Source organism: Hyalangium sp., assembly GCF_035629615.1.
GTDB lineage: Bacteria > Myxococcota > Myxococcia > Myxococcales > Myxococcaceae > Hyalangium.
In genome coordinates, this window is record NZ_DASPHO010000585.1 from 1 (window position 1) to 4,455 (window position 4,455).

Annotated in this window: 5 protein-coding genes and 2 pseudogenes; 1 reads left to right on the forward strand and 6 read right to left on the reverse strand. The window is 67.5% G+C overall.

The window, feature by feature from the left end; translation table 11 throughout:
* The 4 genes and pseudogenes from VD972_RS29535 to VD972_RS29550 form a co-directional block, all read right to left on the reverse strand.
* Window positions 1-524: pseudogene (locus VD972_RS29535) on the reverse strand (hypothetical protein); the annotation flags it as partial.
* Between the two features lie 8 nt (window positions 525-532).
* Complete coding sequence (locus VD972_RS29540; RefSeq protein WP_324992105.1) at window positions 533-679, reverse strand: hypothetical protein; 147 nt, start codon at window positions 677-679, stop codon at window positions 533-535.
* A gap of 320 nt (window positions 680-999) precedes the next feature.
* Complete coding sequence (locus tag VD972_RS29545; RefSeq protein WP_324992106.1) at window positions 1,000-1,788, reverse strand: DUSAM domain-containing protein; 789 nt, start codon at window positions 1,786-1,788, stop codon at window positions 1,000-1,002.
* Between the two features lie 10 nt (window positions 1,789-1,798).
* Window positions 1,799-2,341 carry a hypothetical protein gene (locus VD972_RS29550; RefSeq protein WP_414654152.1) on the reverse strand — a complete coding sequence of 181 codons (543 nt, stop codon included), beginning with the start codon at window positions 2,339-2,341 and terminating at the stop codon, window positions 1,799-1,801.
* A 9-nt stretch (window positions 2,342-2,350) separates the two neighbouring features.
* On the opposite strand from VD972_RS29550, the pseudogene VD972_RS45590 reads away from it, so the two are divergent.
* Window positions 2,351-2,425: pseudogene (locus VD972_RS45590) on the forward strand (hypothetical protein); the annotation flags it as partial.
* 81 nt (window positions 2,426-2,506) lie between these two features.
* On the opposite strand, the gene VD972_RS29555 reads toward VD972_RS45590, so the two are convergent.
* Entirely contained in the window at window positions 2,507-2,770 is a 264-nt protein-coding gene (locus VD972_RS29555) for a hypothetical protein (protein WP_324992108.1), read from the reverse strand.
* 313 nt (window positions 2,771-3,083) lie between these two features.
* The coding region (locus VD972_RS29560; RefSeq protein ID WP_324992109.1) for a serine/threonine-protein kinase at window positions 3,084-4,455 on the reverse strand (1,372 nt) is incomplete at its 5' end.

Here is a 4,455-nt window from a genome sequence, read left to right on the forward strand (position 1 = left end):
TCCGGGAGCGGCTCGGGGAGTGTGTTCTGGCCCTGCACTCCTGGCATGGAGGGAGTGGGAGAGGCGGCCATGGCTGCGCTCGCCGCATCGTCGCCGAGCCCTGTCTCGCCACTGTTCTCCAGGCGGGTCCCGTCCCCTTCGTGCTTGACGAGAGAGGGAAGCTCCGGGAACGTCTTGGGCGCGAGCCACCCGACCCAGGCGCCCAGCCCCAGGAGCGCGGCAGCCGTCGCGAACCGAAGCCGCCAGGGCCGCCTGTGCACGGAGGGGCTGACAGGCTCAGCAGGGCTCAGCGTGAGAGAGGACACCTCGGGAGCCAGAGCCTGCGCTGCGGCAATCTCATGGGCCGGTGGGAGAGGGGCGAGCCCGGAAGTGCCAGCGGCCTGCGGGCCTGAGTCCGCCGGGGGCAATACCTCCTGAACGAAGAGCGAGCGGGTGCTCTCGGGGAGGGTGAGCTGCGCGGCCTGCTCCAGCGCCTTGGCCAACTCCTGCGCGGTGCCGCGCTGCTCGGGGCGCACCGAGAACATGCGGAGGATCAGGGCATTGAGCCGCACGTCCACGCGGGGGTTGAGAAGGCCACCCCGGGCACCTCGGGCCCCGAGGGGAGCAGGGCCTTCAGAGCCGCGACCAGCGTCGCCACGTCATTGACCGGGATGCCCTTGAACTTGAAATGACAAGGCACCTCGCCGCATCTGCTCCTAATCAGGAGGTACACGGGGCGGTCGGACAGGCTTTCCGGGCAGGGGCGCGGGGGGCCGGATGGCTGGCGATCTTGGGTGCAGTTGGCTGGGGAGTAGCCTGGAGGGAGGAGGGGGAGGCGGGGTATCGCCCCCCAGGGAAATCGCCCTTCGGCGTCGGGGGACCCAAGCGAGCATCCAGCCTCAAAACGATTAAGCGATAATTCCCCCCCGCGCCTCTCGTCGGTCCTCAGTGCGGTGGCTCGTGGATGCCCCCCACGCGAACGGGAAGGGGACGCCCTGCATGGATGCGCGGTCGGGGGCGCTACGGTGCCGGGGGCGGTTCGTCCAGGCCCGCTAGGTTCTCCTCGGCGGCGCGGCGGTACACCGGTACGACTTCCACGGCCAGCAGGTCGCGCATCTGTTGGCGGGCTCCTTCGAGGTCGCCCGCGTCTCGGAGGGCCATCATCCCCACGAGAGCACGCGTCAGCCGCTTCGTTCCTTTCCGCCTGCGCTCCACGATCTTCCGGAGCAAGGCCCCTGCACTCGTGGGACTCGCCAGAGCCTCTTTCGTCTCGGCTTGGCTGATGGCCACTTCCGAGGCGGCATGGCGTAGGAAGGCGCGCATTCCCATGGTGAGGTTCAAGGGCTTGCCCTGATCGAGGCGGTGCAGAAGGCTCAAGAGCTGAGAGTGCTCGGACAGTTTCGGATCCACTCGCCCCGTCTTCGCAACCTTCTGGAGCCGGGCGATGCTGGCCAGCACGTTCTTAGCCCGCTTGCGGTAGAGCGGCACGACCTCGACCGCGATCACGGCTTCCATCGCCTTCCGTGCTCCGTCCAGGTCCCCGGCCTCTTCCAAGCGGTAGGCGCGTCTCCGGGCGCTCCCAAACCTGCGAGAACCGGCGTTGAGGCGTTGCCGGATCTTCCGTAGCAAGGCCGTGGCCGTGCGTGGACTGCGGAGAGCCTGCTTCACGTCCTCGGTCGGGATGGCCACTTCCCGAGCAGAACGCCGCAACAGGGCTCGCACGTCGTCCGAGAGTTCGAGCGGCTCGCCCCGCTCCAGCACTTGCTGCGCCAGTGCCCGGATAGGGTCCCAAGCAACCTTGCTGGTCATGAGCGTAAGCCTAGTTCTGTTCGCGCGGGTCGTAGCACATGTCCTCCGGCCATTTGTGCTGGCCCTCACAGCGCCGGAGGCAGTCGTAACAGTTGCCGACCCATTTTCTCTGTTGGCATACAACGTAGTTGTCGATGCACTCCTTCTTCCACTTCGGAAGACGCCCCGTCGCTTCCAAGGCCCGTGCGACGGCTTCAAGTTGTCCCAGGGCTTCGAGGATCTTCGCCGCTTCGAAGGGATCAGCACCGCAGCTCTCAACGAAGGTGAAGGGGTGATTCTGGATACAGCAGCTCATCGAGTTCCAGCAGGTTCCAGCAGCCTGGGCCACGGAGGCAGGCGGGTTCGGGTCGGTCGTGGGGTTCAGATTCGGGTCAGTCACGGCGAGCGGCGCGAGAGCACGAGTCGTAGTGACGCGGGCTCCCCTGGAACAGCCCCCCATCAGGCCCGTGAGAATGACCGGCAACCAGAGAGCAAGGGCGCGATTCGGAGATTTCATGCGAAGCTTCTCATCGTGAAGCCGAAGAGCTTTGAGGAATGGGGGTGGACCGACCATCAGGTCAACGTGTTCAAGAACCCCGACAGCTACAACGCGGTCCTCTCCGAACCCTACGACACCCTGAAGAAACAGCGGGCGCTCAGCGAGGAGAACCAGCGGCTCAAGAAGGAAGAGAACTCTGTCGATCACGCACTCGCCACGCCTGAAGCCGCAGTTGGAGGTTCACTGCTCGCGCACGGGGTGGGAGGTGGGCTGACGTTCCTGGAGGGGGCCGGGCGCATAGCACGTGCCCTGGAGCATGGAGCCCTTGAGCGCCTCGCACTCCTCGCGCGGCACCTTCACCTTCACCCAACAGCCTCCGTTGAGGGGGACCTGCCGCGGGTGAGGGCATCGTCCCTTCGCATCGGGCCGCACCTGGCCCGGGAGCGGCTCGGGGAGTGTGTCCTCGGCCTGCACTCCTGGCACGGAGGATGTAGGGGAGGCCACCAGGGCTGCGCTCGCTGCATCATCGCCGAGCGGAGGCGCAGGTTCGCGTCGGCAACCGCGTCTGGCTGCCGTTCCTCCGGGCCTGGCGGTACATGCGCTCATGCCAGTCGCTGCTGGACTTTTCTCTCACCCACCTCTACCGCGAGGCCGAACGCCACCGGGACTGAGTGCAGTGGGCGCACGGCCATGTGCGCGCGCTCAGGAATGGTGTCACCAGTGGTGACACTTTTTGCTCGCCCCGGTACGCCTCGTAGAACTGCCACATTGCGGTGTGAGGCGCAGGAAGCGGTTCCCTGAAGCCGCAGCTGGAGGCTCACTGTTCGCGCACGGGGTGGGAGGTGGGGTGACGTTCCTGGAGGGGGCCGGGCACGTAGCACGTGCCCTGGAGCCAGGAGCCCTTGATCGCCTCACACTTCTCGCGCTCCTCGCGCGGCACCTTCAACTTCACCCAACAGCCTCCGTTGAGGGAGACCTGCCACGGGTGAGGGCATCGTCCCTTCGCATCGGGCCGCGCTTGGTCCGGGAGCGGCTCGGGGAGTGTGTTCTGGCCCTGCACTCCTGGCATGGAGGGAGTGGGAGAGGCGGCCATGGCTGCGCTCGCCGCATCGTCGCCGAGCCCTGTCTCACCACTCTCCTCCAGGCGGGCCCCGCCCACCTCGTGCCTGACGAGAGAGGGAAGCTCCGGGAACGTCTTGGGAGTGAGCCACCCGACCCAGGCGCCCAGCGCCAGGAGCGCGGCAGCCGTCGCGAACCGAAGCCGCCAGGGCCGCCTGTGCACGGAGGGGCTGACACGCTCAGCAGGGCTCAGCGTGAGAGAGGACACCTCGGGAGCCTGAGCCTGCGCTGCGACAATCTCATGGGCCGGTGGGAGAGGGGCGAGCCCGGAAGTGCCAGCGGCCTGCGCACCCAAGTCCGCCGCCAGTGAAGCCTCCTGAACGAAGAGCGAGCGGGTGCTCTCGGGGAGGGAGAGCTGCGCGGCCTGCTCCAGCGCCTCGGCCAGCACCTGCGCGGTGCCGCGCTGCTCGGGGCGCACCGAGAGCATGCGGAGAATCAGGGCATTGAGCCGCACGTCGACACGAGGGTTGAGAGCGAGCGGAGGGGGAGAGGCGAGGCCCTCCACGTGCCAGGTGCCGGCCTCATCCTGGGAAGGTTCGCCGAGCTCGGGGTACTGGCCGGTGACGAGGCGGTAGGCGGTGACGCCCAGCGAGTACAGGTCATCGGTGGGCTGAGCGGAGTAGCGGGCCTTGGAGTCGCGGAAGAACTGGAGCTCGAAGAGCCAGGCCTCCGGAGAGCGGTAGGCCGGAGTGCCCGGCGGCAAGATGTCGGGGGTGAGGGTAGGGGCGTCCAGGTAGAAGCCAGAGCCAAAGTCGATCAGCAGGGCGCGACTGTCGGAGCGGCGCACCAAGACATTGTCACCTTTGACGTCCCGGTGAAGACAGCCCTTGGCATGGACGGCCTGGAGGGCGCGAGCGAGCTGGGCCAGCAGCGGGAGCACCTGCTGGGAGGAGGGGGAGTGCTGGCGGGCCCAGTCATAGAGCGGGGCACCGTCCACCCAATCCATGACAAGGAACGGGTAGAGAGTGCCGCCCGGGTGCTGCCAGTCCCCGGAGTCAAACAGGCGCGGGACGCTGGGATGTCGCACGCGGGCGAGCACCTCCCACTCACGCGCGAAGCGAGGATCTCTG

What these genes read in the sequence shown, in the direction of transcription:
- VD972_RS29545 (WP_324992106.1), bottom strand. Translation starts at nt 1,788, where the DNA reads ATGACCAGCAAGGTTGCTTGGGACCCTATCCGGGCACTGGCGCAGCAA.
- VD972_RS29550 (WP_414654152.1), bottom strand. Translation starts at nt 2,341, where the DNA reads ATGGTCGGTCCACCCCCATTCCTCAAAGCTCTTCGGCTTCACGATGAG.